General features: G+C 67.0%; 27 protein-coding genes and 1 tRNA gene. 17 read left to right on the top strand and 11 right to left on the bottom strand.

Annotation, left to right across the window (positions count from 1 at the left end; genetic code table 11):
- A partial coding sequence (locus C1I89_RS22950) for a GntR family transcriptional regulator (RefSeq protein WP_146196941.1) occupies window positions 1-248 on the bottom strand: 248 nt, incomplete at its 3' end.
- A gap of 169 nt (window positions 249-417) precedes the next feature.
- On the opposite strand from C1I89_RS22950, the gene C1I89_RS22945 reads away from it, so the two are divergent.
- Both C1I89_RS22945 and C1I89_RS22940 read left to right on the top strand, forming a co-directional pair.
- Complete coding sequence (locus tag C1I89_RS22945) at window positions 418-798, top strand: hypothetical protein (protein ID WP_102774772.1); 381 nt, start codon at window positions 418-420, stop codon at window positions 796-798.
- 20 nt (window positions 799-818) lie between these two features.
- Window positions 819-895: transfer RNA gene (locus tag C1I89_RS22940), tRNA-Met, on the top strand.
- 58 nt (window positions 896-953) lie between these two features.
- Here C1I89_RS22940 and araH read toward each other — a convergent pair.
- From araH to C1I89_RS22925, 3 genes are read right to left on the bottom strand one after another with little or no spacing between them, the layout of a single operon-like run.
- On the bottom strand, window positions 954-1,892 hold the full coding sequence (araH, locus tag C1I89_RS22935) for an L-arabinose ABC transporter permease AraH (RefSeq protein WP_102774771.1): 939 nt from the start codon (window positions 1,890-1,892) through the stop codon (window positions 954-956).
- Entirely contained in the window at window positions 1,889-3,415 is a 1,527-nt protein-coding gene (gene araG, locus C1I89_RS22930; RefSeq protein ID WP_102774770.1) for an L-arabinose ABC transporter ATP-binding protein AraG, read from the bottom strand. The genes araH and araG overlap by 4 nt, the downstream gene beginning before the upstream one ends.
- Before the next feature lie 50 nt (window positions 3,416-3,465).
- The gene (locus C1I89_RS22925) at window positions 3,466-4,458 is read right to left on the bottom strand and encodes an arabinose ABC transporter substrate-binding protein (RefSeq protein ID WP_102774769.1); all 993 of its coding nucleotides are present in this window, start codon (window positions 4,456-4,458) and stop codon (window positions 3,466-3,468) included.
- Between the two features lie 173 nt (window positions 4,459-4,631).
- Here C1I89_RS22925 and C1I89_RS22920 point away from each other — a divergent pair, with 173 nt between their 5' ends.
- The 3 genes from C1I89_RS22920 (at window position 4,632) to C1I89_RS22910 (ending at window position 7,537) form a co-directional block, all read left to right on the top strand.
- The gene (locus C1I89_RS22920) at window positions 4,632-5,504 is read left to right on the top strand and encodes an SMP-30/gluconolactonase/LRE family protein (protein ID WP_102774768.1); all 873 of its coding nucleotides are present in this window, start codon (window positions 4,632-4,634) and stop codon (window positions 5,502-5,504) included.
- A gap of 136 nt (window positions 5,505-5,640) precedes the next feature.
- Window positions 5,641-5,985 (top strand): hypothetical protein, encoded by a 345-nt coding sequence (locus C1I89_RS22915; RefSeq protein WP_102774767.1) that lies wholly within the window; start codon window positions 5,641-5,643, stop codon window positions 5,983-5,985.
- Between the two features lie 259 nt (window positions 5,986-6,244).
- A complete protein-coding gene (locus C1I89_RS22910) occupies window positions 6,245-7,537 on the top strand; it encodes a TIGR03862 family flavoprotein (RefSeq protein WP_102774766.1) in 1,293 nt (430 codons plus the stop codon).
- Window positions 7,538-7,540: 3 nt separating this feature from the next.
- Here the strand turns inward: C1I89_RS22910 and C1I89_RS22905 are convergent, their stop codons facing one another.
- Window positions 7,541-7,945 carry a hypothetical protein gene (locus C1I89_RS22905; protein ID WP_102774765.1) on the bottom strand — a complete coding sequence of 135 codons (405 nt, stop codon included), beginning with the start codon at window positions 7,943-7,945 and terminating at the stop codon, window positions 7,541-7,543.
- 64 nt (window positions 7,946-8,009) lie between these two features.
- Window positions 8,010-8,366, bottom strand: a complete 357-nt coding sequence (locus tag C1I89_RS22900) for a hypothetical protein (RefSeq protein ID WP_102774764.1) — start codon at window positions 8,364-8,366, stop codon at window positions 8,010-8,012.
- Between the two features lie 143 nt (window positions 8,367-8,509).
- Between C1I89_RS22900 and C1I89_RS22895 the strand changes: the two genes are divergently transcribed.
- From C1I89_RS22895 to C1I89_RS22875, 5 genes are all read left to right on the top strand, one after another.
- On the top strand, window positions 8,510-8,641 hold the full coding sequence (locus tag C1I89_RS22895; protein ID WP_042792633.1) for an entericidin A/B family lipoprotein: 132 nt from the start codon (window positions 8,510-8,512) through the stop codon (window positions 8,639-8,641).
- Window positions 8,642-8,795: 154 nt separating this feature from the next.
- Window positions 8,796-9,218: a BPTD_2524 family lipoprotein gene (locus C1I89_RS22890; RefSeq protein WP_102774763.1), complete on the top strand. Its 423-nt coding sequence runs from the start codon at window positions 8,796-8,798 to the stop codon at window positions 9,216-9,218.
- A gap of 6 nt (window positions 9,219-9,224) precedes the next feature.
- Complete coding sequence (locus C1I89_RS22885; RefSeq protein ID WP_102774762.1) at window positions 9,225-9,638, top strand: hypothetical protein; 414 nt, start codon at window positions 9,225-9,227, stop codon at window positions 9,636-9,638.
- Between the two features lie 107 nt (window positions 9,639-9,745).
- On the top strand, window positions 9,746-11,038 hold the full coding sequence (locus C1I89_RS22880) for an aspartate carbamoyltransferase (protein WP_102774761.1): 1,293 nt from the start codon (window positions 9,746-9,748) through the stop codon (window positions 11,036-11,038).
- A gap of 144 nt (window positions 11,039-11,182) precedes the next feature.
- Entirely contained in the window at window positions 11,183-12,607 is a 1,425-nt protein-coding gene (locus C1I89_RS22875; protein WP_102774760.1) for a diguanylate cyclase, read from the top strand.
- 30 nt (window positions 12,608-12,637) lie between these two features.
- Here C1I89_RS22875 and C1I89_RS22870 read toward each other — a convergent pair whose 3' ends face one another.
- A complete protein-coding gene (locus tag C1I89_RS22870) occupies window positions 12,638-13,537 on the bottom strand; it encodes a recombination-associated protein RdgC (protein ID WP_102774759.1) in 900 nt (299 codons plus the stop codon).
- 150 nt (window positions 13,538-13,687) lie between these two features.
- Between C1I89_RS22870 and C1I89_RS22865 the strand changes: the two genes are divergently transcribed.
- The gene (locus C1I89_RS22865) at window positions 13,688-13,897 is read left to right on the top strand and encodes a hypothetical protein (RefSeq protein WP_102774758.1); all 210 of its coding nucleotides are present in this window, start codon (window positions 13,688-13,690) and stop codon (window positions 13,895-13,897) included.
- A 381-nt stretch (window positions 13,898-14,278) separates the two neighbouring features.
- Here C1I89_RS22865 and C1I89_RS22860 read toward each other — a convergent pair whose 3' ends face one another.
- The 3 genes from C1I89_RS22860 to C1I89_RS22850 all read right to left on the bottom strand — a co-directional run bounded on the left by C1I89_RS22860 (window position 14,279) and on the right by C1I89_RS22850 (window position 18,319).
- Window positions 14,279-15,940, bottom strand: coding sequence for an MFS transporter (locus C1I89_RS22860; protein ID WP_168202309.1), 1,662 nt, complete (start codon window positions 15,938-15,940; stop codon window positions 14,279-14,281).
- A gap of 197 nt (window positions 15,941-16,137) precedes the next feature.
- Window positions 16,138-17,514 carry a sensor histidine kinase gene (locus C1I89_RS22855; RefSeq protein WP_102774949.1) on the bottom strand — a complete coding sequence of 459 codons (1,377 nt, stop codon included), beginning with the start codon at window positions 17,512-17,514 and terminating at the stop codon, window positions 16,138-16,140.
- 115 nt (window positions 17,515-17,629) lie between these two features.
- The gene (locus C1I89_RS22850; protein ID WP_006393745.1) at window positions 17,630-18,319 is read right to left on the bottom strand and encodes a response regulator transcription factor; all 690 of its coding nucleotides are present in this window, start codon (window positions 18,317-18,319) and stop codon (window positions 17,630-17,632) included.
- 256 nt (window positions 18,320-18,575) lie between these two features.
- On the opposite strand from C1I89_RS22850, the gene recA reads away from it, so the two are divergent.
- Window positions 18,576-19,637 (top strand): recombinase RecA, encoded by a 1,062-nt coding sequence (recA, locus tag C1I89_RS22845; RefSeq protein WP_102774756.1) that lies wholly within the window; start codon window positions 18,576-18,578, stop codon window positions 19,635-19,637.
- A gap of 99 nt (window positions 19,638-19,736) precedes the next feature.
- A complete protein-coding gene (gene recX, locus C1I89_RS22840) occupies window positions 19,737-20,336 on the top strand; it encodes a recombination regulator RecX (protein WP_102774755.1) in 600 nt (199 codons plus the stop codon).
- A gap of 9 nt (window positions 20,337-20,345) precedes the next feature.
- Here recX and C1I89_RS22835 read toward each other — a convergent pair whose 3' ends face one another.
- Window positions 20,346-21,263, bottom strand: coding sequence for a LysR family transcriptional regulator (locus tag C1I89_RS22835; protein ID WP_102774754.1), 918 nt, complete (start codon window positions 21,261-21,263; stop codon window positions 20,346-20,348).
- Window positions 21,264-21,403: 140 nt separating this feature from the next.
- Here C1I89_RS22835 and metE point away from each other — a divergent pair, with 140 nt between their 5' ends.
- The 4 genes from metE to sucD all read left to right on the top strand — a co-directional run bounded on the left by metE (window position 21,404) and on the right by sucD (window position 26,618).
- Window positions 21,404-23,701, top strand: a complete 2,298-nt coding sequence (gene metE / locus C1I89_RS22830) for a 5-methyltetrahydropteroyltriglutamate--homocysteine S-methyltransferase (RefSeq protein WP_102774753.1) — start codon at window positions 21,404-21,406, stop codon at window positions 23,699-23,701.
- A gap of 161 nt (window positions 23,702-23,862) precedes the next feature.
- Window positions 23,863-24,465: a DUF2889 domain-containing protein gene (locus C1I89_RS22825; protein ID WP_102774752.1), complete on the top strand. Its 603-nt coding sequence runs from the start codon at window positions 23,863-23,865 to the stop codon at window positions 24,463-24,465.
- A gap of 10 nt (window positions 24,466-24,475) precedes the next feature.
- On the top strand, window positions 24,476-25,636 hold the full coding sequence (gene sucC, locus C1I89_RS22820; protein WP_102774751.1) for an ADP-forming succinate--CoA ligase subunit beta: 1,161 nt from the start codon (window positions 24,476-24,478) through the stop codon (window positions 25,634-25,636).
- Window positions 25,637-25,736: 100 nt separating this feature from the next.
- Window positions 25,737-26,618 carry a succinate--CoA ligase subunit alpha gene (sucD, locus tag C1I89_RS22815; protein ID WP_102774750.1) on the top strand — a complete coding sequence of 294 codons (882 nt, stop codon included), beginning with the start codon at window positions 25,737-25,739 and terminating at the stop codon, window positions 26,616-26,618.
- The last annotated feature ends 15 nt before the right edge of the window (window positions 26,619-26,633 follow it).

Genomic DNA, 26,633 nt, shown 5'->3' with positions numbered 1-26,633 from the left:
GGCTCGTCCACCGGCGGCATGCTCGCGCGCCGCGGCTTCAGCACGAAATAGCCGGAACGCGGCCGGGCCTCGATCAGGCCGTCGTCCTCCAGCTGGCGGCAGGCCTGCAGCGCGGTGGAAAGGCTGACGTGATGGGTGCGCACCAGCGTGCGCACCGAGGGCATGCGCTGCGCCGGGGCCAGTACGCCGGTCTGGATGGCGCGCCGGTAGTGGTCGGCCAGGCGTAGATAGAGCGGTTGCGGGTCCATGCGCCGATCATGCTCCCCGAGGTCGGATGGTAGGTAGGCACAGATTCGCCAAAAGTACACCATAACAGCGGCAAAATCGAGGATCTGCTTCGATACAGAAACCCGGGATGTGTGGCTGTTGCGCATAGCAGCGGGCGCGTAGCCTGTCATGGTGTCACAGGAGATGCCCATGACCCCGAATTCCGTTGCGGATATCCAGGCCAGCCGCTGGTCGCTGGCCGCCGGCGCGAGCCGCCAGGTGGTGCTGCGCGCCTGCGCCACCGTGGTTTGCGTAAGCGGCAGCGTGCGCGTGGACGAGCCGGTCACCGGCCCGCAGGCCCCGGACGGCCTGCCTCTGGCCATGTCGGCCAGGCTCCACGCCGGCGAGGGCCACGGCCTGGCCTATGGCGGCGTGGCGCGCATCACCGCCATCGATGCGGCCGAAGTGATCTGCCTGGATCGCCCCGGCCTGGCGGCCCGGCTATGGCGACTGGCGAGCGCGTTTTTGGGGTCGCGGATGGCGCAAAAGCAAAAAAATTCGCTGGGTGCGCTGCACAAGATTTCAAAATGATGTATGATTCACACATCAGACGCGGGGTGGAGCAGTCTGGCAGCTCGTCGGGCTCATAACCCGAAGGTCGTAGGTTCAAATCCTGCCCCCGCAACCAGTTTCAACAAAAAAGCCGCACTCGAAAGAGTCGCGGCTTTTTTGTTTTTGCGCCCGCTTCAGCGCCGCCCCAGCGCGCGCGAGCGCAGATTGTCCAGGAACACCGCCAGCAGCAATATCACGCCGCGCACGATGTACTGGTAGAAGGCCGGGATGTTCAGCAGGTTCATCGCGTTTTCGGCGATGCCCATGATCATCACCCCCACGATCACCCCGGTCATCGTCGCCCGGCCGCCGGCCAGCGAGACGCCGCCCAGCACGCAGGCCGAAATCACCGCCAGCTCCAGCCCCACCGCGGCGTTGGGCTGCCCCGAGGTGATGCGCGACGCCAGCAGGATGCCGGCGATGGCGCAGACCAGCCCCTGCAGCGCGAAGATGCAGATGCGGCTGCGATCGACCCTGACGCCGGCCAGCCGCGACGCTTCCGGGTTGCCGCCGATGGCGAGCACGTTCTTGCCGAACACGCTGCGATTCAGTACGAAGCCGAAGATCGCGAACAGCGCCGCCATCGCCCAGATCGGGGTCGGGATGGTCAGGAACTTGGACAGCGCGATGTTGAAGAAGGCCGGGTCGTTGATGCCCACCGCCCGGCCTTCCGAAGCGATCAGCGCCAGGCCGCGCACGATCTGCATGGTCGCCAGCGTCGTGATGAGCGCATTGATGTGGAACTTCGCGATCACCAGGCCGTTGAGCCAGCCGACAATGGCGCCGCAGGCGAGCGCGGCCGCCGCGCCCAGCAGGATGGAGCCGCTGCCGTTCGAGACCATTACCGCGACCATGCCGGTGAACGCCACGATGGAGCCCACCGACAGGTCGAAGTCCCGAGCCGCCAGGCACAGCATCATGGTGCAGGCGACGATGCCCACCGTCACCACCGATTGCAACAACCCGAGCATGTTGCGCCCGGTCAGGAAGTTCGGCACGAAAATCGCCACCAGGACGAAAGCCAATACGAAGATGACCAGCAAGCCCTGTTCGCCCAACAGCAGTTTTTTCATCGGGGGAGTTCGCCACGAGTAGGAAGCGGCGGCCCGGCCCGGTCGGGCAGGGCCGCGGCAAGAATCCGGCGCTCGAGGAAATCGCCGCGCGTCAGCTCGGCGTCGATGCGGCCTTCGCACATCACCATCAGCCGGTCGCAGATGCCCATCACCTCGGGCAGTTCCGACGAGACGACGACGATCGCCATGCCATCCTCGGCCAGTTGGTAGAGCAGTTCGTAGATTTCGGATTTGGCGCCCACGTCTATGCCGCGCGTGGGTTCGTCGATGATGAGCACGCGGATGCCCTGTTCCGACAGCCAGCGCCCCAGGATGACCTTCTGCTGGTTGCCGCCCGACAGGTTGACGATGTCCTGGTGGCGCGAAGGCGTGCGCACGCGCAGCTTGCGGATATGGGTTTCGGCGGCCGCGATCTCCCTGGCGCGGTCGAGCACGCCGAAGCGCGCGCTGTGCCGCCGCGACGAGATGTTGATGTTCTCGGCGATCGAACGGCCCTGGATGATGCCGTCATGCTTGCGGTCCTCGGTGCACAGCGCCAGGCCGGCGCGGATCATGCCGTGCGGCTTATCGGCCTCGACCGGCGTCCCGTCCAGCGCGATGCTGCCGCCGTGGCGCGCATCGGCGCCGTAGATCAGGCGCATGAGTTCGGAGCGGCCGGCGCCGATCAGGCCGAAGAAGCCGAGGATTTCGCCGGCGCGCACCTCGAAGCTGGCCGGCGCCTTGAGCCGCTCGCCCGACAGGCCCTGCACCCGCAGCCGGACGGCGCCCTGGGCGCGCGGCCGGTAGCCCCAGATGTCGCTGATCTCGCGTCCCACCATTTCGGCCACGATCCGCTCGCGCGTCAGCCCTTCCATGTCGGGATGGTGGGCGGCGAGCCGGCCGTCGCGCAGCACGGTCATGCTGCTGCACAGCCGGAAGATCTCGTCCATCCGGTGCGAGACATAGAGAATCACCTTGCCCTGCGCGCGCAGGCTCTCGATCATCGCGAACAGCACCTCGCTTTCGCGCGAGGACAGCGAGGAAGTGGGTTCGTCCAGCGCGATCACGCGGGCGTCCAGCATGACCGCCTTGGCGATCTCGACCATCTGGCGCTCGCCGATGGACAGCTGCTTGATCCGGCGGCGCGGATCGATGTCGATGCCGGCGGAGTCGAGCCGGGCCGCGACCGTGTCGATCATGCGCCGCCGCGAGATCACGCCAGCCCTTGCCGGAAACCGTCCCAGCATGAGGTTCTCGGCCACGGTCAGTTCGGGAACCAGCTGCAGTTCCTGGTGGATGACGATCACGCCGTTGTCGAAGGCGTCGCCGGTCGAGGCGTATTGCTGCGCTTTCCCGTCGATGGCGATGCCGCCCGCGTCAGCCTGCAGATCGCCCGACAGGATCTTGATGAGCGTGGACTTGCCGGCCCCGTTCTCGCCCATCAGGCCGTGCACCGCGCCTTTTTCGACGCCGAAGCTCACGTCCGACAGCGCCTTGACGCCCGGATAGCTTTTGCTGACGCCGGTGAATTCGAGATAGGCCATGGCTGCTCCCGGATGCGGGCGATGCCGGCTCACCGCCCCGGCCGGCAGGATCATTCGATCCCCAGGTTCTTGCGGACCTGCTGGTAATCGTTGCGGGCCGCCAGCGTGCCCGAGGTCAGGATCAGCGGCTCGGGGGCGGCGCCGCTGGCGATCCATTCGTACATGTTCAGCGCCGTTTCGTAGCCGTGGCGCCGCGGCGAGATGATGACCGTGCCGGCGAAGCCGGTGGGCTTGGGCTTTTTGAATTCGTTGATCGCCGATTCCGCGCCGCCGATGCCCACGGCGATGACGTTTTCCGGCGGGATGCCCACGCTTTCGGTGGCGCGCACGGCGCCCAGCGCGGCCTCGTCGTTCAGGCCGAAGGCGACCCAGCGCTTGATGCCAGGATGGGCGTTGAGCACCGTGGTGGCGGCGTTGAGCGCCGCTTCGGTGTCGGTCTTGGCCTGCGGCGCATCGAAGATGGACGCCTGGGGGAAGCCGCCGGCCTTCAGGATCGAGATGGCGCCCTCGACGCGGTCGGTGGCGGTGGGCAGCTGGTCGTAGGACACGCGGATGGCGCCGGCCTGGGCGATGTTCCAGCCGCGCCGCTTGATCTCGGCCATGATCGCGTGGCCGACCGTCTCGCCGATCCGGGTGGCCGAGATACCCATGTGCGGCACCGATGCGAGCGGCGCGCCCGCGGCGTCGACCAGTCGGTCATCGACCGTCATCATCTTCATCTCGTTGGCCCGCGCCTTGGCGACCAGGCCCGGGCCCAGCTTCACGTCCGGGGTGCAGACGATGAAGCCCTGCACGCCCTGCGCGCCGAGGTTGTCGATCGCGGCCATGAGCTTCTCGCCGTCGGCGGCGCCGATCTTGACCAGTTCGAAGCCTTTTTCGGCGGCCGCCTGGTCGGCGAATTTCCATTCGTCCTGGAACCACGGTTCCTCGGGCTGCTTGACGATGAATCCGATCTTCACATTGCCGGCCTGGGCCGCGCCGACTCCCGCCAGGGGAACGAGCGCCAGCGCGGCGACCAGCAGCGCCTGCTTCAGGAAACGCATGATTTTTCTCCTTCCGTGCTGGACTGCTCGCGGGCCGTCCTGTATGAAAACCGGGTGGATTCATCATATAAATCAAGGCAATAGACATGATGAACAGACTGCGATTCATTAGAGGCAGCAGGGCTTGCAGTGTCAAAGCAATCGGTCCGAAATAGGAGCAGGCAGGAGGCGCAATGACCGTACTGGACGACTACCGCCTGGAACTGGGCGAAGGGCCGGGCTACGACCCGGCCAGCGGGCTGGCCTGGTGGTTCGACATCGTGGGCCGCAGGCTGTATACGCGCGCTGAGGCCGGCCGGGGCTGCGGCGGCGCCACGCAGGTGGCCGGACTGCCGCTGGCGGCCAGCGCCATGGCCATCACCGAGGACGGCGCCCGCCAGCTGCTGCTGGCCGAGAACGGGCTGTACCTGCGCGATCCGGTTTCCGGCGCGCTGGACCTGCATCGGCCGCTTGAGGCCGACAACCCCGCCACCCGCTCGAACGACGCGCGCGTGCACCCCTGCGGGGCCTTCTGGATCAGCACCATGGGCTGGCAGGCGGAACCCGGCGCCGGCAGCATCTACCACTACTACCGGGGGCGGCTGCAACGGCTGCGCGACGGGGTAACGATCCCCAACGCCATCTGCTTTGCGCCGGACGGGCGCATCGCCTATTTCGCCGACACCGCGCGCGGCGTCGTCTTCCGGGTCGCGACCGATCCCGCCACCGGCCTGCCGCAGGGCGCGGCGGAACCGTTTCTGAGCGGGCTGGACGGCGGCCCAGACGGCGCCGTGACCGACGCCGCCGGCGCCATCTGGATCGCCCTGTGGGGCGCCGGCCGGGTCGCCGGCTTCGCGCCCGACGGCCGGCCGGTGGGCAGCATCGAGCTGGGCGCGGCCCAGGTCAGCTGCCCCGCCTTCATCGGCGCCGACGCGCGCAGGATGCTGGTCACCAGCGCCCGCGCCGGGCTGGACGATGCGCAGCTGCGGGCCTCGCCCGAGGCGGGCGCGACCTTCTGCGTGGACCTCGGCTTCGCCGGCAGATTCGATCCCAGGGTGGCGCTGTAGGTCCGGCCCGCGGACTTGTCCGGCGTCAAGGTTTGCGCCGGCCCGGGCTTTCCCGGATGCGCCGGGGCCGCACACCGGGGCGGCCCTGCGCTACGATGGGTCACGCGTGCTAGGTTGCCGCATTCGAGGAGGGTCCATGGGAACCGCGAAATACGATCATCCCGGCTACGTCGCCGACACCGGCGCCGAAGGCAAGTACCACGTGGGAATCTGGTGCCCCCACGGCTATCCCGCCCATATCCATATCGGCCGTCCGGCGGAAAGCGGCGATCCCCAGGCGCTGCTGCGGCTGCGCATCCCGGACGGCGTGTTCCAGTCGCTGCCGGACGATCCCGAAACCCTGTGCCGGCGTGCGCTGGGCCAGGCGCTGGACGCCGGGCTGCTGCCGTCGGTCTCGGTGGACGGCGAGTACCAGGAGCTGCGCTTCCAGCTCGACGCCGAACCCTGGCCGGGGCCGATGCTGGCGGCCGTCCGCAACTAGCTCTTGGCAGGGCAGGGCGGCGAAGTTGCCCACAATGATTGTGGACAAGCCTTGGGATAGCCCTTGTGCATGTCGGCTTTTCCCTGCCATTACAACGACTTGGCGCTTGCGCTCAATAAACGCCCTGAGGGGCGTTTATTGCGTCGGGCAGGGCTGTGCGACAATCCTGGCCCGCGGCGCGCGCCGCATTCTCTTCCGGTTTCTCTCCCATGCACCGTGCCATGCCCGTCCGTTTCGCCGGCCTGAAGGCGCTTGCGCCATGAGCGCGCCGCACACGGACGATCCGGCGGCGCCGGCCGCCCGGCGCGTCGCCGTCATCGGCGGCGGTCCGGCGGGCCTGATGGCCGCCGAACGCTTGAGCGCGCACGCGGTGCAGGTGGACGTGTTCGACGCGATGCCCTCGGTCGGGCGCAAGTTCCTGATGGCCGGGCGCGGCGGCCTGAACCTGACCCATAGCGAGGCGGCCGGCCCGTTCCTGGCCCGCTACGGCGCGCGCGCGCAACAGGTGGCGCCGTGGCTGGCGGCGCTGGACGCCGACGGCCTGCGCGACTGGGCCCTCGGGCTCGGCATCCAGACTTTCGTGGGTTCGTCGGGCCGTGTTTTTCCAGAGGAAATGAAAGCGGCGCCGCTGCTGCGGGCCTGGCTCGCGCGGCTGCGCGCCAGCGGGGTGCGGCTGCACATGCGGCACCGCTGGCTGGGCTGGCCGCCGGGCGCGTCGCCGTCGGCCGGCGCGCTGCGCTTCGATACGCCCGCCGGCGAGCAGGCCTATGCCGCCGACGCCGTAGTGCTGGCGCTGGGCGGCGGCAGCTGGGCCAGGCTGGGATCGGACGGCGCGTGGATGGCGGGGCTGCAGGCCCACGGCGTGCAGACCGCGCCGCTGCGGCCGGCCAACTGCGGCTTCGACGTGGCGTGGTCGGATCACTTCCGCGAGCGCAACGCCGGGCAGCCCGTCAAATCCGTGGCCATGGCCTGCGAGACGGCGACCGGCCGCGGCCCGTTCCGGCAGGGCGAATTCGTCATTTCCGAGACCGGCGTCGAAGGCAGCCTGGTCTACGCCTTGTCGGCGCCCCTGCGGGACCGTATCGAGGCCGGGGGCGAGGCCCGCGCCATCCTCGACCTGCTGCCCGACTGGCCGCAGGAAAAAGTGACGGCCGCGGTGACGCATCCGCGCGGCGCGCGGTCCATGTCCAGCCACCTGCAAAGCCGGCTCGGGCTCAAGGGCGTCAAGGCGGGCCTGCTGCGCGAATGCGCGGCGGCCGAGGACTTCCGCGATCCGGCCCGGCTCGCCCTGCGCATCAAGGCCTTGCCGCTGCGGCTGGCGCGCGCCCGTCCCATCGACGAGGCCATCAGCACCGCCGGCGGCGTGGCGTTCGAGGCGCTGACGCCCGCGCTGATGCTGCGGGCGGCGCCCGGGGTGTTCTGCGCGGGCGAGATGCTGGATTGGGAAGCGCCCACCGGCGGCTATCTGCTGACGGCGTGCATGGCCAGCGGCGCCGTCGCGGCGGACGGCGTCGTGGCGTATCTGGAGGAAACCCGGCCCGCGGCCGGCTGAGGATCAGGACCGGGAGGGCGAGGACGCCATGCCGGCCGGCGCGCGCGGCGCGAGGTCGCCGACCACGTGGCCCACCACGGGCGGGCCGCCCTCGGGCTGCGTGATGATGCCGATCACCCGGGTGACGGACTGGGTCTGAATGCGGCTGCCCTGGGCAGGGTCCTGCACCAGTTGCCAGATGGCGGCGTCGTCGCTCTCGGATTCGGCATCGTCGTGTTGCGGAACGCCCAGGCAGTTGCGAGCAAAACAGGACCAGTCTTCCGCGCTGCACGGCAGGCCATGCGCAGTGGCCAGGCGGGCCAGCGCCTGGGGGGCGTCGGCCTGGCTGGCGGCGTGCTGGGCGGCGGCGCCCAGCGTCACATCCAGCGACAGCAGCCGGAGAAACTCTACGACATTGTCCGTGTTCATTCTGCGTCTCCTGCCTGCTACGGCTGTTTTGATTCTGAGCCTGCCTGGACCGGCGTGCGGGCGTTCATCCCGCCTGTCCCAGCATGGATACCAATGATTGTTTCAGGCGTGCCGAAAAAATAGGTACCGTATGGGATACCCCGTTGCGGTCCACGCCTTCCTTGAGTTCGACAGTCTGTCCGAGAAAAATATCCGGCGCCGCGCCGATTTCGTTGTACCGGACCAGCAGTTCGTCCACGTCGCGCTGGGCGTCGTCCAGCGTGCCGCTGGAAGCGAGCTTGCCGGCGGCGTGAGCCTGCAGGATCCGGTGCAGATCGTCGATGAACAGCGCCAAAGCCGCCTGTCCACGGCATTCGGGCTGTTCCCAGCCCCAGCCTTGCGGGGAGGAACCGGGACGCTGCGATACATGTTTCTTGATCATTTGCGAATGCTAATCCATTGCCGGCAATTTCGCGACAGGCGCGGCGTTGCGCCCGCGCAAAGCGGCCCGTCCACAAGGTGATGCGCAAATTGGGGACTTTGCGGTATGCTGATTTCGCCTTCCAAGCCCGACAGGAGATGTTCATGAAAAACAAAGTCTTTCTCGTCATGCTGCTTTCGATCGCCGCGCTATCGGCGGGCTGCAACACGGTCGCGGGCGCTGGCAAGGACATCCAGCGCGGCGGCGAAAAGATCGAAGGCGCCGCTACCAAGTAGCGCCGCCAGCGTCAGCCGCGCTTTGGCCAGAGGCCGTGCGTGAAATGCCCAGCATTTCACGCGCGGTTTTTTTTCGCCGCCGGGCGGGCCCTGGAAGCGGGAATGGCTGGGGCATAATCTTGCAATCCGAATCTATCTCTGAGCGGGAAGTGTCATGCGCAAGTCTGTGTGGGTGGGAGTGGCGGTCGCGGCCTTGTTGGCCGGCTGCGCAAGCAGGGGGGTCTACGAGTCCGATGCCGTATTGAAGGAGACCTTCGTCGTCAATACCAACTACGAGGCGGCGTTTCGCCGCGCCGGCGAATACGTGCGCGTCTGCCACGTCCAGGTGCAGCACGCCTACAACGTCGCCTATGCCTGGCGCAGCGTGAAGGGCGAAAAGGGCGCGCCGGACGAGGTGCAGCTCTATAAGGTGACGGAGCCTGCCAAGGTGCTGGAGCTGATCACCGCCGAGACCGACACGCCTTCCACCTCCAAGGTGACCGTCACCGTGCTGGGCGAGGACCGCTGGGACCAGGCGGAGCTTGCCGCCGCCAAGGCCTCGATCCAGAGCGCGACGCCCGTCTGCCGCCAACGCTGAGCGACCATGGACGCCCGTTCCCAGCAGATCCGCGCAAGCGCCATGTCGTTCTCCCTGCTGGCGGGGGCGTTCCGCTTCCTGGGCTGGCTCAACGGCGGGGCGGCGCTGGTGGTGACGGCCTTTCTGCTGGGCATCGTGGGCGGCGAGGTCGCCGCGCCCGACCTGCAGCTGCCGCTGGAACTGCTGCTCGGCGGCCTGCTGGCCAGTTGCCTGGGCCTGTTGTTCGCCTACCTCGCGCAGGTCAGCCTGTTGCGCCAAGGCTACACCGGACATCTGACGCGGGCTCATCTGCCCGCGCAGCTTCTGGCCATGTTCTGCTACCTGCTCAGCGCGCTGGCCTTCTGCGCCGCGTGCTGGGTGGCGGCCGCGCAGGCGGTGGTGGACCCTCCGCAGATGACGGCGGCGCTGAGCCCGCGCTGAGCCGACTGCCTCGGGGTTTACCCGTGTGCGCAAAAGTGTTGGACTTGAGTTTGTGTTGAGAATAATATGCGCGTTGCGTATATAAATCCTCTGTCTCGGGGCCCGTCATGACCATTTCCCAGCAAGCCTTCCTGCGTGACGCCATGCGGCGCCTGAACCTCACGCGCGACGTTTTCGCCACCCGCATCGGCGTCAAGCGCCGCGCCCTGGATACCTGGCTGCTGCCCGAGGGCTCGCAGGAATTCCGCGCCATGCCGGAAGTGGTGCAGCGCTTCGTCACGGAAATCGTGCAGAACGGCGTTTTGCTGGAAAAATATACGCAAAGCGTACAAGAAGGGCCTCTGCGTGACCGTATCGCGGTGGAAGGCAAGCACCAGCTGCTGTCGGTGGACCAGTTCACCCGCGAATCGGTCGAGGACCTGTTCCGCGTGGCCGACATGATGCAGCCCATCGCGCGTCGCCAGAAAGTCTCGCGCGTGCTCGAGGGCGCCGTGCTGGGCAACCTGTTCTTCGAGGCCAGCACGCGCACCCGCGTCAGCTTCGGTTCGGCGTTCTGCCGCCTGGGCGGCTCGGTGTGCGACACCACCGGCTTCACCTTCTCGTCCATGGCCAAGGGCGAATCCATTTACGACACCAGCCGCGTCATGAGCGGCTACGTCGACGCGATGGTCATCCGCCATCCGGAGCAGGGCTCGGTCGCCGAGTTCGCGCGCGCCACCAATATTCCGGTGGTCAACGGCGGCGACGGCCCGGGCGAACACCCCAGCCAGGCCCTGCTCGACCTGTACACGATCCTCACCGAGTTCTCGCGCCTGGGCAAGCTGCTCGACGGCGCCCACATCGCGATGGTCGGCGACCTGAAGTACGGCCGCACCGTGCATTCGCTGATCAAGCTGATGGCGCTGTACAAGAACGTGAAGTTCTCGCTGATCTCGCCCAAGGGCCTGGAAATGCCGGCCTACATCATCGAGCAGGCCAGCCGCAACGGCAACATGATCGAGCAGAAGAGCTCGCTGGCCGAAGGCCTGGCCGGCGCCGACGTGATCTACGCGACGCGCGTGCAGAAAGAGCGCTTCGCCAACGAAGAGAACGAAGGCTACACGCCCGACTTCCAGATCAACCGCGCCATCATCGACGCCTATTGCAGCCCCGAGACCATCGTCATGCACCCGCTGCCGCGCGACAGCCGCCCGGGCGCCAACGACCTGAGCGTGGACCTCAACCACGATCCGCGCCTGGCGATCTTCCGCCAGACCGACAACGGCATTCCCATCCGCATGGCGATCTTCGCGGTGCTGCTGGGCGTGGAAGGCCTGGTGCAGCACTCGATGCGCGACGTGACGTGGCGCCATCCCTCGCATGTCGGGCCGGACGATTCGGCTTTCCACGGCCTGGATTGATCCCCGACCGGTGAAATAGTCCTGCGGCACGGTCGGGCAGTCGGCCGGGCCGCCGCGATTTGAAGCATAATCCGCGCTGGTTTTTGTCTGCCGCGTGTCGCATTCTGCTCCCGGGGCACGCCTTAGCCCTCGGGGGGATTATTCATGTCTATCAGCAGCTTCGGCATTCCGTCTTCTCCGGATCGATCCGAGGCCATGCCTGCCCAGGCCTGCTACCTCAGCGCGTCGCACGAAGCGGCCTGGGTGGCGGTCTACCAGTCGGTCGACGCCTATACCCGTGGCCAGGTCGCCGCGGTGGTGGGCGACAGCCTGCCGCAACTGGTCGATACCTTCTATTCCGTGCTGCTGGCCGACGCCGAAGCCGGCCCGCGCCTGTCCCATGACATCGTGGCCACGCGCCTGCACAGCGGCATGACGCACTGGCTCAAGGGCCTGCTGTGCGTGCGCGGGCAGGGCGACATCGGCGCCCTGATGGCCACCCAGAAGAAGGTGGGCGAGGTGCACGCCCGCGTCCACATTCCCATGCACCTGGTGATGGTGGGCGCGCGCATCCTCAAGAACGAGATCGCGCAGCGCCTGCGCGCCAGCGACCTGGACGGCCTGGCGGCCTCCGTGGCCACGCAATACGTATGCAATCTGTTCGACCTGGCGGTCGAGCAGATGAGCCGCGCGTTCATGCGCGACGTCAGCCGCGGCGCGCGCAACGACGAAGCCTACCGGCTGTTCGCGCTGGGGCAGAACATTTCCACCGAACGCGAACGCCAGCGCGCCGCGCTGCTGGAATGGAGCCAGGCCGTGCTGATCGGCCTGCACTATCGCGCGCCGGGCCAGGCGCTGCCGCGCCTGGCCGCCTCCGAATTCGGGCTGTGGCTGCAGCACAAGGGCGCGGCGATGTTCGAAAGCGCGCCGGCCCTGCAGCAGATCACCGAGGCCGTCGCGCAACTGGATCGCGACGTGCTGCCGCGGCTGATGGACGGCGCGGCCGCGTCGATGACGGACCACGTGCGTGAACTGCAGGAACTGGTGGCGCGCATCAAGCACCTGCTCAACGGCCTGTTCGACATGGTGGCCGAGATCGAGAGCGGCAGCGACCCGCTGACCAACGTGCTGAACCGGCGTTTCCTGCCTTCGGTGGTCAGCCGCGAAATCTCGATCGCGCAGCGCCAGCGCACCGAGTTCTCGGTGCTGCTTTTGGACATCGACCATTTCAAGGCCATCAACGACCAGCACGGCCACGCCGGGGGCGACCAGGTGCTGCGCCAGTTCGCCCAGGTGCTGCACCAGTCGTGCCGCTCCAGCGATTTCGTGTTCCGCTATGGCGGCGAGGAATTCCTCATCGTGCTGGTGGACGCGGGGCGCGAAGCCGCGCTGGCCACGGCGCAGAAACTGGGCGCGGAGGTCCGCCGCCAGGAATTCAGCGTGGCCGAGGCCGGCCCGCTGCGGATCACGGCCAGCATCGGCGTGGCCACGTTCGATGGCCACCCCGATTACGCGTATCTGATCGATCGCGCCGACAAGGCGCTGTACCGGGCCAAGCAGGCCGGGCGGGACCGCAGCGAGGCTGCGTAGGATGGGCGCCGGCCCGGGCCGGCGCGCGTTTCAGACCTTCTTTTCGCCGCCCAGCGCGTCGACCAGCTCGGCCATCATCTTGGCCAGTTCGCCCGTCATCAGCATCATGTCGGAATCGAACTTCTCGTCGTCGTTGGCGGCCATGCCTTCGTTGCCTTCCTTCAGCACGTCCAGCGGCGCGACGCGCTTGATGTCCAGGCCTTCGGTCAGCACGAAGGAAATGCGGTCGGCCCAGGTCATGGCCAGACGGGTGCACTGCTTGCCGGACTGGATGTGGCGGCGCACGTCGTCGGCGTCGATGGAGTGCTTGACGTAGCGGATGGCCGCGCCGCTTTCGCCCGAGGAGCGCAGTTCGGTGTCCTGGTCGATGGAGAAATTGACGGGGGCTTCGTCTTCGGCCAGCCAGCCGGTCATGGCAGAGGCGGGCGACTGGGCCACGTACAGGTTCTCCAGCGGGAACGGATCGACGGTCTTGGCGAGCAGGCCGATGACTTCGTCGGCCTTGGCCGAGGCCGCGGCGTCGATCACCAGCCAATGGTTCTGCGTGTCGATCCACACGCGGGTGTCGCGGTACACGCTGAAGGCGCGCGGCAGAAGCTCGTCGGTGACGCGCTCCTTGATTTCCTTCATCTGCTTGCGGCCCGGCTTGTAGCCTTGCTGCTCTTCGATTTCCTGGGCGCGGGCCTTGGCGACCTGGTTGACCACAGTGCCGGGCAGCAGCTTCTTTTCGGCGCGCAGGCTGAGCAGGATCTGGCCGTTGACCACGTGGGCCAGGCCGCCGTTTTCACGCGGTGGCACCCAGCCCAGGCTTTGCATTTCCAGGTTGTTGCCGCTCTGGTAGGCGTGCCGCGCCAGCGTTTCTTCAAGCGGCTCGCCGATCAGCGTCCACGGCGAGGAGAGGCGATAAATCTTGAGATTCTTGAACCACATGAGCGTCGGCCAAAAGGGGTGATTCTATACGACGCGCAGGCTTTGCCGAAGCGCTGCAATACGGAAGCGCGATGCGACACCTTCTGTCACTGACAGCCGCCGGCCTATGCGCTAATGTCCGCGGCAGCAACGTCGCACTGGAGATAACAAATGAAGATCGTTGGCGTCATTCTGATCGCTCTGGGCATCGCCGCCCTGGCTTACAAGGGCTTCAATTACAAATCCGAAGAGACCGTGCTGCAGATCGGATCGGTCAAGGCCACGGCCGAGACCGAGAAGTCGGTGCCGATTCCCGCCTGGGCCGGCATCGCCGCCATCGTGGCGGGCGTGGTGGCGCTCGGCGTGGGCATGCGCCGCTGATTCCGGCAGGCGCGGGCGGCCGGCATGCCGGCCTCGAAATGGCGGCCCCTTGCGGGCCGCCATTGTCGCTTGCGTACGCCCGGAACAAAAAAAAGCGGCCCGGCTCAATAAAGGCCGGGCCGGTACGGGAGCACACGATGCCGCGTCATAAAAGGCTCGCGGGGAACGCGGCATCGGTGTCAGAACACTGGCCCTGCAATCGCCCGACAGGGGGATCAATCGTCGGTCGATCTTGCGCAAGACCGTAATCTGAGCGCCCAGTCTAATGGCGCGGGTCTGACATGGTCCTGAATCTGCGGCCAAAAAAAAAGCTCCCTGTTAAGGAGGAGCTTCTAAAGGCCGGGCGGGCGCAGCAGTCCCGTCCGGCGGGGGATGGAAGGTTCAGGCGTTGATGTCGTTATCCTTGGTTTCGCGGATGAACAGGGTGCCGATGACCAGTGTCATGACGGCGATGATGATCGGGTACCACAGGCCGTCATAGATGTTGCCGGTCGCCGCGACCACCGCGAAGGCCACCGGGGGCAGGAAGCCGCCGAACCAGCCGTTGCCGATGTGGTAGGGCAGGCTCATCGAGGTGTAGCGGATGCGGGTCGGGAACATCTCCACCAGCATCGCGGCGATCGGGCCGTACACCATGGTCACGTAGATCACCAGGATGGTCAGCAGCACCACGACCATGACCTTGTTGGTCTGGGCGGGATCGGCCTTGGCCGGATAGCCGTGGTCGCGGATCGCGGTGGTCAGCGCCTTGTCGAGTTCGGCGACCTTGGCCTTGAATTCGGCCGGCGGCAGGGACTTGCCGTCGAACGAGGCAAACTCGTCATTGCCGATCTTGACCTTGGCGACCGAGCCGGCCGGCGCGGACTGGTTCTCGTAGTTCACGGAGTTGCGGGCCATGAACGACTTGACCACGTCGCACGAGCTGGTGAAGGACGAAGTGCCCACCGGGTTGAACTGGAACGAGCACGTGGCCGGATCGGCGATCACGGTGACCGGGGCCGAGGCCTGGGCCTTTTCCAGCGCGGGGTTGGCGAAGTGGGTCAGGCCCTGGAAGATCGGGAAGTAGGTGACGGCGGCGATCAGGCAGCCGGCCATGATGATGGGCTTGCGGCCGATCCTGTCCGACAGCGCGCCGAAGATCACGAAGAACGGCGTGGCGATCAGCAGCGCGATCGCGATCATGATGTTGGCCGTGTTGGCGTCGATCTTCAGGGTCTGCGTCAGGAAGAACAGGGCGTAGAACTGGCCGGTGTACCAGACCACGGCCTGGCCGGCGGTCAGGCCGAGCAGCGCCAGGATCACGACCTTCAGGTTCTTCCATTGGCCGAACGATTCGGCGATCGGCGCCTTGGAGCCCTTGCCTTCTTCCTTCATGCGCTTGAAGGTCGGCGATTCGTTGAGCTGCAGGCGGATCCACACCGAGATGCCCAGCAGGATCACCGAGATCAGGAACGGAATGCGCCAGCCCCAGGCCTTGAAATCGTCTTCGCCCATGAACGTGCGGATGCCCAGGATGACCAGCAGCGACAGGAACAGGCCCAGCGTCGCGGTGGTCTGGATCCACGAGGTGTAGAAACCGCGGCGGCCGTGCGGCGCGTGTTCGGCGACATAGGTCGCCGCGCCGCCGTACTCGCCGCCCAGCGCCAGGCCTTGCAGCAGGCGCAGGCCGATCAGGATGGCCGGGGCGGCGATGCCGATGCTGGCGTAGCTGGGCAACACGCCGACCAGGAAGGTCGACAGGCCCATGATCACGATGGTGACCAGAAAGGTGTATTTACGTCCGACCAGGTCGCCCAGGCGGCCGAACACCAGCGCGCCGAAAGGCCGCACGGCGAAACCCGCCGCGAAGGCCAGCAGCGCGAAGATGAAGCCCGCGGTGGGGTTCACGCCGGAGAAGAAGTGCTGCGCGATGATGGCCGCCAGCGAGCCGTACAGGTAGAAGTCGTACCACTCGAAAACCGTGCCCAGCGACGACGCAAAGATGACGCGGCGCTCATCCTTGGTCATTGGGCGCGGACCCGCGGAAGGGCCGCGGCCTGCCATGGTTGTTGTGCTCATGATGTCTCCTCGTTTTTGTTGCCGGCGGTGGTCCGCCGTGCATTGCCCTCCGCCGGCGGCACCGACATCGAGAGCTATGTGCAACATTGGGGGGCGAGGCTGACGGGGTTCTGACGGAACCCTTACTTGGATCTTAAAATTGAAACAAAATGATTCTGCCGCGGGGGGCGCTAGGGATATTCCTAGCTGTCCAGCGGCTCCGGCGAGTCGTCATAGGACGGGAAAATCACGCGCACGCGCATGCCGGGCAGGGAGGAATGCGCCGTCGGATGGTCATGGATCTCGACGCTGGCCTGGTGCTTCTGCGCGATCTCGCGCACGATGGCCAGGCCCAGGCCGCTGCCGTCGGACAGGGTGCCCAGCACGCGGTAGAAGCGGTCGAACACGCGCTCGCGTTCCTCGGGCGGGATGCCGGGGCCGGAGTCCTCCACCTCCAGCACGGCATGGCCGCGCAGCGACTGCACCCGCACCGTGATGTGGCCCCCGCGCGGCGTGTAGCGCAGCGCGTTGTCCACCAGGTTGTTGAGCAGCTCGGCCAGCAGCAGGGGATTGCCGTTGATTTCGACCGGCGCGTCGGCGCCTTCGAAACCCAGGTCGGTGCTGAGCGACAGCGCCTGCGGCACCCAGTGCATGGCCTGCTCGTAGGCGATGGCGTTGAGGTCGGTGCGCGCCATGCCGATGGCGCTGGGATTCTCGGCGCGGGCCAGCAGCAGCAACTGGTTCACCAGGCGGGTGGCGCGTTCCGAACCGGTCACCAGCTGGCGCAGGCTGGACTGCATTTCTTCCGGGCTGGCGTCGCGCAGGGCCAGTTCCGCCTGCGTGCGCAGGCCGGCCAGCGGCGTCTTCAACTGGTGCGCGGCGTCGGCGACGAAGCGGCGCTGCGCCTGCACGTTGGACGAGAGCCGGTCCAGCAGGTCGTTCATGGCCGCCACCAGGGGCGCGATCTCGGACGGCGCGGCGCGCTCGTCGATGGGGGAAAGATCGTCCGGCCGGCGCGCGCGCAGCCGCTGCTGCAGCGCGTTCAGCGGGGCCACGCCGCGCGACAGCCCGAACCACACCAGCAGCACCGCCACCGGCAGCACCACGAACTGCGGAATGATCACGCCCTTGATGATGTCGTTGGCCAGCTGGGTGCGCTTTTCGACGGTCTCGGCGGCGATCAGCAGCGCCGGCTGCGTATTCGGCAGATGCAGGTCCACCCAGGTGAACGCCAGCCGGATGCCGAAGCCGCGCAGGGTGGCGTCCTCGTACTGCACCTGGCCGGGCTGGGGCTGGCCCACGCTGGACGGCAGGGGCAGGGCGCGGTCGCCGCCCAGGTATTCGCCGCGGCTGCCCAGGGCCAGCCAGAACACGCTTTCGGTCTCGTCGGCGTGCAGCACTTCGCGCGCGGCGTCCGACATGCGCAGCACGGCGCGCCCGTCCTGCGCATGGACCTGCCGGGTCAGCACGTAGAGATTGTTGGCCAGCGCGCGGTCGTAGGGCACGTTGGCGATGTTCTGCGCCACCACGTAGGTGATCGCCACGCTCATCGGCCACAGCAGGAAGAGCGGCGCCAGCATCCAGTCCAGGATCTCGCCCAGCAGCGAGCGCTGGGGCGGCGCGAAGCTCGGGCCCTTGGACCCGGCCTGCATGACATCCAGTGCTTCCTGATTGAGCGCTTCCGGATGCGCGGGATCAGCTTGCGAGGTAGGCCGCACCCTGGTCCCGCTCAAGACAATAGCCCAGCCCGCGCACGGTCACGATCTTCACGCCGCTGGGCTCGAGCTTCTTGCGCAGGCGGTGCACATAGACCTCGATGGCGTTGGTGCTGACTTCTTCGCCCCATTCGCAGAGATGGTCGACGAGCTGGGTCTTGCTGACCATGCGGCCGCTGCGGGTCAGCAGGATTTCGAGCAGGCTGACTTCGCGCGCCGACAGGTCCAGCGTCTGGTCGTCCACCATGGCCACGCGGCCGGTCTGGTCGAACACCAGCCGGCCGTGCTTGAGCAGCGTGGCGCCGCCGCCGGCGCCGCGGCGGGTCAGCGCGCGCACGCGGGCCTCGAGCTCGGACAGCGCGAAGGGCTTGGCCATGTAGTCGTCGGCGCCCAGGTCCAGGCCCTTGACGCGCTGCTCGATGCTGTCGGCGGCGGTCAGGATGAGCACGGGCAGGGCGGAGTTGCGGGCGCGCAGCCGGCGCAGCACTTCCAGCCCGGCCAGCTGCGGCAGGCCGAGATCCAGGATGAGCAGGTCGAAAGCCTGGGCCGCCAGCGCCGAATCGGCCGCCAGCCCGTCGCGCACGGCATCCACGGCGTAGCCGTTGTGGCGCAGCGAGCGGGACAGGCCGTCGGCCAGGATGCTGTCGTCTTCGGCGATCAGGATACGCATGGGCTACAGTAGAAGAAACACGGTCCGGCGCTGCGGGGACGAAACGCCGGGCTCGCCTGGGATTCTGGCATATGGCTTGCGGCTTGCCACTCAGGGTATACGTGCAAAACAGTGGCACACTGTTTTTTTGTACAGTACAATCCGATGCCATAATCTAGCTCCGCGGCAAAACCCGCAATCCCGCCGAACCAGCATCACCCCGCTACAACATACGTTACAGACCACGTCACAGACGGGACTACAGACAGGACTTTACATGGACGACAAAACCACCAAGGCCGCCGCTTCGGAAAAGGCCAAGGCGCTTGCCGCCGCGCTTTCGCAGATCGAAAAGCAGTTCGGCAAGGGCTCGATCATGCGCTACGGCGACAACGAGGTATCGCACGACATCCAGGTGGTTTCCACGGGGTCGCTCGGGCTGGACATCGCGCTGGGCGTCGGCGGCCTGCCGCGCGGGCGCGTGGTCGAGATCTACGGTCCGGAATCCTCCGGCAAGACCACGCTGACGTTGCAGGTCGTGGCTGAAATGCAGAAGCTCGGCGGCACCTGCGCCTTCGTCGACGCCGAACACGCGCTCGACGTGCAGTACGCCGCCAAGCTGGGCGTGAACCTGTCCGACCTGCTGATCTCGCAGCCGGACACCGGCGAACAGGCGCTGGAAATCACCGACGCGCTGGTGCGCTCGGGTTCGGTCGACCTCATCGTCGTCGACTCGGTGGCGGCCCTGGTGCCCAAGGCCGAAATCGAAGGCGAAATGGGCGATTCGCTGCCCGGCCTGCAGGCGCGCCTGATGAGCCAGGCGCTGCGCAAGCTGACCGCCACCATCAAGAAGACCAACTGCATGGTCATCTTCATCAACCAGATCCGCATGAAGATCGGCGTGATGTTCGGCAACCCCGAAACCACCACCGGCGGCAACGCGCTCAAGTTCTACTCCTCGGTGCGCCTGGACATCCGCCGCATCGGCTCGATCAAGAAGGGCGACGAAGTCGTCGGCAACGAAACCCGCGTCAAGGTCGTCAAGAACAAGGTCGCGCCGCCGTTCAAGCAGGCCGAGTTCGACATCATGTACGGCGCGGGCATCTCGCGCGAGGGCGAAATCATCGACCTGGGCGTGGCCGCCAACGTGGTGGACAAGTCCGGCGCCTGGTACAGCTACAACGGCAACCGCATCGGCCAGGGCAAGGACAACGTCCGCGAATACCTGAAAGAGCACAAGGAACTGGCCATCGAGATCGAGAACCGCGTGCGCGAGAACCAGGGCATCGTGAGCCGCGCGGCCGAATTCGTGCCCACGGCCGAAGACACGGCCGAGTAAGCCGTCGGCCGGCGGGTCCTGCCCGCCGCCGATCCGGCCCACAGATTCGCGGCAGGCGCCAGCACGGGCCTGCCGTCATTCATGGCAAGCAGGAAACGCATGAGCTGGAAACCGCCGCCCGCCTTAGCCGACCGCCTACGCGCCAGGCTCGATGACGAATTCGAAACCGTCGCCAGGCCCGAGGGCCTGCGCCGGACTTCGGACGCCCGGCGGGAGCAGGCGCAGGATGCCGAAGACGACGCCAAGCCCGCCGCCCGCAAGGGGCCGTCGCTGAAGATGCGCGCCGTGGGCTATCTGTCGCGGCGCGAGCACGCGCGCGGCGAACTGGCCCGCAAGCTGGCCGCCCATGCCGAGGACCCGGCCGAGGTCGAGGCCGTGCTCGACTCCCTCGAAAAAGAAGGCTGGCTGTCCAACGAACGCTTTGCGCAGGGCCTGGTCCACCGGCGCGCGGCGCGCCAGGGCACGGCGCGCATCGTCCAGGAACTGCGCCAGCATGGGGTGGACGACAACCAGGTCGCCGAACTGCGCGACCAGCTGCGCGCCACCGAATACGAGCGCGCGCTGGAAGTCTGGAAAAAGCGTTTCCAGGCCCGGCCGCAAGACCGCGCGGCCTACGCCAAGCAGGCGCGTTTCCTGGCCAGCCGCGGCTTCGCGCACGACGTGATCCGCCGCATCCTCGGCGAAGGCGACGAGGACTGAGCCGGCCGGCTATTTCGCCGACTTGATCCCGGACAGCGTCCTGAAGCACACGTCGCGCGTGATGGTCAGGAATTCATCGATGTACGACGCGTCCGTGTCCTCGCTGCGCACCGTGGCGTAGAGCGTGCGCCATACGCCTTGCGGCCCCAGCCGGCACAGGCGCAGCCACCCCTGGTTCATGTATTCCGTCAGCGCCCAGTTGGGCAGGGCGGCCACGCCGCGGTTGCTGGCCACCAGTTGCGCGATGATGGGCGTCAGCTCCGCCTTGCGCACGGCCGCGGGTTCCACGTCGGCCGGGTCGAGAAAGGCCGTGAAGACGTCCAGGCGTTGCCGGTCCACCGGATAGGTGATGAGGGTCTGGTCGGCCAGCTGCTCGGGCAGCACGAACTTGCTGCCCGACAACGGATTGGAGTCCGAGACCGCCAGCACCAGCTCGTACTTGAACAGCGGCAGGTATTGCACGGCTTCCAGCGGCTGCGGGTCCGAGGTGATGACCAGGTCGAGGTCGCCGCGCACCAGCGCGGGCAGCGGCGCGAACGAAAACGCGGCCGACAGGTCCAGCGCCACGTCCGGCCACTGCACGCGGAACGCGTCCAGCGCCGGCATCAGCCACTGAAAGCAGGAATGGCAGTCGATGGCCAGGTGCAGCCGCCCGCTGCGGCCGGCCGCCAGCCGCTGCAGCTCGCGCTCGGTGGCGCGGATGCGGGGCAGCACCTCGTCGGCCAGCGCCAGCACCTGCAGCCCGGCCGTGGTCAGCCGGGCCGGCCGGGTGCGGCGGTTCAACAGCGGCGTGCCCAGTCGGGTTTCGAGGTCGCGCAACTGGTGCGACAGGGCCGATTGGGTCAGGTGCAGGCGTTCGGCGGCCTCTTGCAGGCTGCCGCCTTCGCGGATGGCCGTCAGCGTTTCCAGGTGGCGGATTTCGAGCATGGGAATACAGGCAAATGGAACAAGCGCGTATTCTATGAGATTTCCTCATGTTATGAATGTAGAGATTGATTTTGACTCATATTGGTTTGGCCTCAGAATAACCGTCACTTGAACAAAATTTGTTATCCGACGGTATTGCCATGACTATCATTCATAATCTGGGGTTCCCCCGCATCGGCGCCCAGCGCGAACTCAAACGCGCCGTCGAGGCCTATTGGGCGGGCAAGCAAAGCGCCGCCGAACTCGAACAGACCGGCCGCGAGCTGCGCGCCCGCCACTGGCAGCTGCAGGCCGACAGCGGCCTGGCCTTCCTGCCCGTGGGCGATTTCGCCTGGTACGACCAGATCCTGGAATGGACCGCGCTGCTGGGCGCCGTGCCCGCGCGCTTCGGCCAGAAGGACGGTGAACCGGTTTCGCTGGACACGCTGTTCCGCATGGGCCGCGGACGCGCGCCGTCGGGCAAGCCCGCCGCCGCCTGCGAAATGACCAAGTGGTTCGACACCAACTATCACTACATCGTGCCGGAACTGGTCCCCGGCCAGACCTTCCGCATCGCCCGCGAATCGCTGTTCGAGCAGATCCAGGAAGCCCAGGCGCTGGGCCATGCCGTCAAGCCGGTGATCCCGGGCCCGCTGACCTGGCTGTACCTGGGCAAGGGCGACGCCTACGCCGAAGGCGCGGCCGACGAGCGCAAGCTGCAGCTGCTGGCCGCGCTGCTGCCCGTCTACCAGGAGGTGCTGGCGCGCTTCGCCCGGCTGGGCGTGCAATGGGTGCAGATCGACGAGCCCATCCTGGCGCTGGACCTGCCGCAAGCCTGGCGCGACGCTTTCGGCGCGGCCTACGCGGCGCTGTCGGCCAGCCCGGTCAAGCTGCTCGCCGCCACCTATTTCGACGGTCTGAAAGACAATCTCGCCACCGCGCTGGGCTTGCCCGTGGCCGGCCTGCACGTGGACCTGGTGCGCGCGCCCGAACAGCTGGCGCAAGTGGCCGCCGGCCTGCGCGGCGACCAGGTGCTCTCGGCCGGCGTCATCAACGGCCGCAACATCTGGCGCACCGACCTGGACGCCGCCATCGCCGCGCTGGCGCCGGTCAGGCAGCAGCTGGGCGAACGGCTGTGGCTGGCGCCGTCGTGCTCGCTGCTGCACGTGCCGGTGGATCTGGCGCACGAAACCGACCTGGACGCCGAACTCAAGAGCTGGCTGTCCTTCGCCGCCCAGAAACTGGACGAGCTGAGCCTGCTGGGCCGTGCGCTGGACGGCGGCGAAGCCGCGGCCGTGCAGGAAGCCCTGGCCAGCCAGCGCGCCGCGCTGGCCGCGCGCCGCGCCTCGGCCCGCATCCACAACCCGGCGGTCGCCCGGCGCATGGCCGCCGCCGCCGAGGTGTCGCGCGAGCGCGCGCCGTTCGCCGGCCGCATCGCCCGCCAGCAGGAACAACTGGGCCTGCCGGCCTATCCGACCACGACCATCGGCTCGTTCCCGCAGACCGCCGAAATCCGCGCCCTGCGGCGCGACTGGAAGGCCGGCGCGCTGACCGACTCGGCCTACGAAAACGCCATCCGCAAGGAGATCGAGGAAGTCATCCGCTTCCAGGAAAAAGTGGGCCTGGACGTGCTGGTGCACGGCGAGCCCGAGCGCAACGACATGGTGGAATACTTCGGCGAACTGCTGGCCGGCTTCGCGTTCACCAGGAACGGCTGGGTCCAAAGCTACGGCTCGCGCTGCGTCAAGCCGCCTATCATCTTCGGCGACGTGGCCCGCCCGGCGCCCATGACCGTGGGCTGGTCGTCGTACGCGCAGTCGCTGACCGACAAGCCGGTCAAGGGCATGCTGACCGGCCCGGTCACCATCCTGCAATGGTCCTTCGTGCGCGACGACCAGCCGCGCGAGCAGACCTGCCGCCAGCTGGCGCTGGCGCTGCGCGACGAAGTGGTGGACCTGGAGGCCGCCGGCATCAGCGTGATCCAGATCGACGAGCCCGCCATCCGTGAAGGCCTGCCGCTGCGCCGCGCCGACTGGCAGGCCTACCTGGACTGGGCGGTGGACTGCTTCCGCCTGTCCACCGCCGGCGTGCGCGACGAAACCCAGATCCACACCCACATGTGCTATTCGGAGTTCAACGACATCATCGAATCCATCGCGGCGATGGACGCCGACGTCATCACCATCGAGACCTCGCGCTCCAACATGGAACTGCTCAAGGCCTTCGAGGACTTCCGCTATCCGAACGACATCGGCCCGGGCGTGTACGACATCCATTCGCCCAACGTGCCCGAGGTGGACTGGATGGTCGGCCTGATGGAGAAGGCCGCGGCGCGCCTGCCCAAGGAACGCCTGTGGGTCAATCCGGACTGCGGCCTGAAGACGCGCGCCTGGCCCGAAACCGAGGCCGCGCTCATCGGCATGGTGCAGGCCGCGCGCGCGCTGCGCCAGGCGGCCTGACCGCACCAGCGTCCCCTATTTTCGGGAGCGTCGGACCGCCCGGCGGGGGCAACCCTGCCGGGCGGCTGGTTTCTGGGGGAGTCCTAGCCGCCTGCGCTATACTTTCAAGGTTTTGTTGCCGCGCACCATGCGCAGGCCATTTTTGCCTCGCAGGCCCCAGCATGCCCTTGCCACCGCCGGATTACCCTCGCCAGCCCCTGCACACGCGTTCCATACGCGTGCAGTCGTACGCGCGCGACGACGGTCTGTGGGATCTGGAAGCCGAACTGATCGACGTCAAGGCGTACGATTTCCCCAAGCGCGACGGCGAGATGTTCAAGGCCGGGCAGCCCATCCACCACATGCACCTGCGCATCACCATCGACGCGAATTTCGAGATCGTGGCCGCGCAGGCCGTCTATGACGCCGCGCCTTACGGCGCGCATTGCATGGCCATCGAACCGGCTTACACTGATCTGGTCGGCATGAACCTGCTCAAGGGGTTTCGCCGGCAGGTCAAGGAGCGGTTCGGGCACGTGGAGGGCTGTACTCACATGACCGAGCTGTCGCAGGTGCTTCCCACCGCGGCGGTCCAGACCATGGCCAACCGCCGGCGGCAGGAAAACAACCCGAACCGGCGTCCATTCCAACTGGACGGCTGCCATGCGCTCAGCACCGGCGGCCCGGTCGTGGCTGAGCACTATCCCAAGTGGTACACCGGGGGTAGCGCTGAGGCATCGGCCGATTCGGCTACCGATTCACCCTCTCTTACTCATACGTCCTGACAGGTAACACATGAAAATCCACGAGTATCAAGGCAAGGAACTGCTGAAGCAATTTGGCGTCCCGGTGCCGCGCGGGATCCCCGCTCTTTCCGTCGACGAGGCCGTGGCTGCCGCTGAAAAGCTGGGTGGACCGGTGTGGGTCGTCAAGGCGCAAATTCACGCGGGCGGCCGCGGCAAGGGCGGCGGCGTGAAGCTGGCCCGCTCGATCGAGGACGTGCGCAAGCTGGCCTCCGAAATCCTGGGCATGCAGCTGGTCACGCACCAGACCGGTCCGGAAGGCCAGAAGGTCCGCCGCCTGTACATCGAAGAAGGCGCGGACATCCAGAAGGAATACTACGTGTCGCTGGTCACCGACCGCGCCACCCAGAAGGTCGCCTTCATCGCCTCCAGCGAAGGCGGCATGGACATCGAGGAAGTGGCCCACTCCACCCCCGAGAAGATCATCACCGAATACATCGATCCGCTGACCGGCCTGTCGGCCGAACAGGCCACCAAGATCGCCAACGCGATCGGCCTGCCCGCCGACTCCACCGCCCAGGCCGTGGACGTGTTCCAGAAGCTGTACCAGTGCTACATGGACACCGACGCCTCGCTGGTCGAGATCAACCCCCTGAACCGCGACAGCAAGGGCAACATCATCGCCCTGGACGCCAAGTTCAACTTCGACTCCAACGCCCTGTTCCGCCACCCGGAAATCGTCGCCTACCGCGACCTGGACGAAGAAGATCCCGCTGAAATCGAAGCCAGCAAGTTCGACCTGGCCTACATCCAGCTCGACGGCAACATCGGCTGCCTGGTCAACGGCGCCGGCCTGGCCATGGCCACCATGGACACCATCAAGCTGTTCGGCGGCGAGCCGGCCAACTTCTTGGACGTGGGCGGCGGCGCCACCGCCGAAAAGGTCACCGAAGCCTTCAAGATCATGCTCAAGAACAAGGGCGTGAAGGCCATCCTGGTCAACATCTTCGGCGGCATCATGCGCTGCGACGTCATCGCCGAAGGCGTGATCGCCGCATGTAAGGCTGTCAACCTGAACGTTCCGCTGGTCGTCCGCATGAAGGGAACCAACGAAGAACTCGGCAAGAAGATGCTGGCCGACTCCGGTCTGCCGATCATCAGCGCCGACACGATGGCTGAAGCCGCCACCCGCGTCGTAGCCGCCGTCAAGTAAATATGCCCCCACGCCGCGCCCTTCGGCTTGCTGCCCCCCAAGGGGGCGTCCTGCACCTTGGGGCGGCCCGGCGGTACAAAGAAAATCCAAGGATTCACAAATGTCGATTCTGATCAACAAGGACACCAAGGTCATCACCCAGGGCATCACGGGCAAGACGGGCCAGTTCCACACCCGCATGTGCCGTGAGTACGCCAACGGCAAAGCCGCCTTCGTGGCCGGCGTGAACCCCAAGAAGGCCGGCGAGGACTTCGAAGGCGTGCCCATCTTCGCTTCGGTCAAGGAAGCCAAGGCTGACACCGGCGCGACCGTCTCCGTCATCTACGTGCCGCTGGCTGGCGCCGCCGCGGCCATCTGGGAAGCCGTCGAAGCCGAGCTGGACCTGGTCATCTGCATCACCGAAGGCATTCCCGTCCGCGACATGCTGGACGTCAAGAACCGCATGAAGGCCAAGGGCAGCAAGACCCTGTTGCTGGGCCCGAACTGCCCCGGCCTGATCACCCCCGACGAAATCAAGATCGGCATCATGCCGGGCCACATCCACCGCAAGGGCCGCATCGGCATCGTCAGCCGCTCGGGCACCCTGACGTACGAAGCCGTGGCGCAAGTCACCGAGCTGGGCCTGGGTCAATCCAGCGCCGTCGGCATCGGCGGCGACCCGATCAACGGCCTGAAGCACGTCGACGTGCTGAAGATGTTCAATGACGATCCCGACACCGACGCCGTCATCATGATCGGCGAAATCGGCGGTCCGGACGAAGTCAACGCCGCGCAGTGGGCCAAGGACAACATGAAGAAGCCGGTGGTCGGCTTCATCGCCGGCGTCACCGCCCCTCCCGGAAAGCGCATGGGCCACGCCGGCGCGCTGATCTCCGGCGGCGCCGACACCGCCGACGCCAAGCTGGAAGTCATGGAAGCTTGCGGCATCCGCACCACGCGCAACCCCTCCGAAATGGGCAAGCTGCTCAAGTCGGTGCTGTAAGCCTTTCGGCCACGC

The organism is Achromobacter pulmonis (assembly GCF_002885955.2).
GTDB classification, from domain to species: Bacteria; Pseudomonadota; Gammaproteobacteria; order Burkholderiales; family Burkholderiaceae_B; genus Achromobacter; species Achromobacter pulmonis_A.
Note: the sequence above shows the minus strand (reverse complement) of the source record. Positions and strands in the feature narration are given on the sequence as shown.

Bases quoted from the DNA above. Each gene is read 5' to 3' on its own strand.
- araG (WP_102774770.1), bottom strand. From the start codon at position 3,415: ATGGCCTATCTCGAATTCACCGGCGTCAGCAAAAGCTATCCGGGCGTC.
- sucC (WP_102774751.1), top strand. From the start codon at position 24,476: ATGAAAATCCACGAGTATCAAGGCAAGGAACTGCTGAAGCAATTTGGC.
- C1I89_RS22905 (WP_102774765.1), bottom strand. From the start codon at position 7,945: ATGAACACGGACAATGTCGTAGAGTTTCTCCGGCTGCTGTCGCTGGAT.
- C1I89_RS22900 (WP_102774764.1), bottom strand. From the start codon at position 8,366: ATGATCAAGAAACATGTATCGCAGCGTCCCGGTTCCTCCCCGCAAGGC.
- araH (WP_102774771.1), bottom strand. From the start codon at position 1,892: ATGAAAAAACTGCTGTTGGGCGAACAGGGCTTGCTGGTCATCTTCGTA.
- C1I89_RS22885 (WP_102774762.1), top strand. From the start codon at position 9,225: ATGGACGCCCGTTCCCAGCAGATCCGCGCAAGCGCCATGTCGTTCTCC.
- C1I89_RS22875 (WP_102774760.1), top strand. From the start codon at position 11,183: ATGTCTATCAGCAGCTTCGGCATTCCGTCTTCTCCGGATCGATCCGAG.
- recA (WP_102774756.1), top strand. From the start codon at position 18,576: ATGGACGACAAAACCACCAAGGCCGCCGCTTCGGAAAAGGCCAAGGCG.
- C1I89_RS22920 (WP_102774768.1), top strand. From the start codon at position 4,632: ATGACCGTACTGGACGACTACCGCCTGGAACTGGGCGAAGGGCCGGGC.
- C1I89_RS22865 (WP_102774758.1), top strand. From the start codon at position 13,688: ATGAAGATCGTTGGCGTCATTCTGATCGCTCTGGGCATCGCCGCCCTG.
- C1I89_RS22870 (WP_102774759.1), bottom strand. From the start codon at position 13,537: ATGTGGTTCAAGAATCTCAAGATTTATCGCCTCTCCTCGCCGTGGACG.
- C1I89_RS22880 (WP_102774761.1), top strand. From the start codon at position 9,746: ATGACCATTTCCCAGCAAGCCTTCCTGCGTGACGCCATGCGGCGCCTG.
- C1I89_RS22850 (WP_006393745.1), bottom strand. From the start codon at position 18,319: ATGCGTATCCTGATCGCCGAAGACGACAGCATCCTGGCCGACGGCCTG.
- C1I89_RS22860 (WP_168202309.1), bottom strand. From the start codon at position 15,940: ATGGCAGGCCGCGGCCCTTCCGCGGGTCCGCGCCCAATGACCAAGGAT.
- C1I89_RS22910 (WP_102774766.1), top strand. From the start codon at position 6,245: ATGAGCGCGCCGCACACGGACGATCCGGCGGCGCCGGCCGCCCGGCGC.
- C1I89_RS22925 (WP_102774769.1), bottom strand. From the start codon at position 4,458: ATGCGTTTCCTGAAGCAGGCGCTGCTGGTCGCCGCGCTGGCGCTCGTT.
- C1I89_RS22855 (WP_102774949.1), bottom strand. From the start codon at position 17,514: ATGCTGGCGCCGCTCTTCCTGCTGTGGCCGATGAGCGTGGCGATCACC.
- C1I89_RS22915 (WP_102774767.1), top strand. From the start codon at position 5,641: ATGGGAACCGCGAAATACGATCATCCCGGCTACGTCGCCGACACCGGC.
- C1I89_RS22890 (WP_102774763.1), top strand. From the start codon at position 8,796: ATGCGCAAGTCTGTGTGGGTGGGAGTGGCGGTCGCGGCCTTGTTGGCC.
- metE (WP_102774753.1), top strand. From the start codon at position 21,404: ATGACTATCATTCATAATCTGGGGTTCCCCCGCATCGGCGCCCAGCGC.
- recX (WP_102774755.1), top strand. From the start codon at position 19,737: ATGAGCTGGAAACCGCCGCCCGCCTTAGCCGACCGCCTACGCGCCAGG.
- C1I89_RS22835 (WP_102774754.1), bottom strand. From the start codon at position 21,263: ATGCTCGAAATCCGCCACCTGGAAACGCTGACGGCCATCCGCGAAGGC.
- C1I89_RS22895 (WP_042792633.1), top strand. From the start codon at position 8,510: ATGAAAAACAAAGTCTTTCTCGTCATGCTGCTTTCGATCGCCGCGCTA.
- sucD (WP_102774750.1), top strand. From the start codon at position 25,737: ATGTCGATTCTGATCAACAAGGACACCAAGGTCATCACCCAGGGCATC.
- C1I89_RS22825 (WP_102774752.1), top strand. From the start codon at position 23,863: ATGCCCTTGCCACCGCCGGATTACCCTCGCCAGCCCCTGCACACGCGT.
- C1I89_RS22945 (WP_102774772.1), top strand. From the start codon at position 418: ATGACCCCGAATTCCGTTGCGGATATCCAGGCCAGCCGCTGGTCGCTG.